The 447-nt window shown below is 30.4% G+C and carries 1 protein-coding gene; it reads right to left on the minus strand.

The genetic code is table 11. The annotated features are described in order from the left end of the window. Nucleotides 1-124: 124 nt before the first annotated feature. The coding region (locus tag FLW16_RS43085) for a TetR family transcriptional regulator C-terminal domain-containing protein (RefSeq protein WP_185949870.1) at nucleotides 125-447 on the minus strand (323 nt) is incomplete at its 5' end.

Raw genomic sequence — 447 nt, forward strand, 5'->3', positions numbered from 1 at the left:
AATGCTGTTTCATATCCTATACCTGAACTTGCTCCTGTAATAACTGTGTACTTCATATTCTTTCTCTCCTTAAAAATATATTTAGATTGGTGTTAATTCATTTATTTAAACAACAAGATATAATTCATCCTAGTACTGACAAATTCATATCAATAATGGTTTCTAATTCTTTTTTATCATTTGTTGTTTTTGCTAATACTCGTATTCCTACAAGGGAATTATGAATAAATTTAGAGAGCGCTTTAATATCATAGTGCTCAGGAATCTCGCCTTGTTCTTGACCATGTTTCAGTAAATCAAATAATAAGGTTTCGGTCTTTATAAACGTCTCTGTAATTTTTTCAGCTACTTCTTGATCAAGTAACGATAATTCAACTGCTGTGTTGACTGTTAAACACCCTTTTGGCTGTTTATCGGCTGGATAAATAACCATTTCAAATAATTTTC

It is taken from the genome of Microbispora sp. KK1-11 (assembly GCF_006874435.1).
Taxonomy (GTDB): Bacteria; Actinomycetota; Actinomycetes; order Streptosporangiales; family Streptosporangiaceae; genus Microbispora; species Microbispora catharanthi.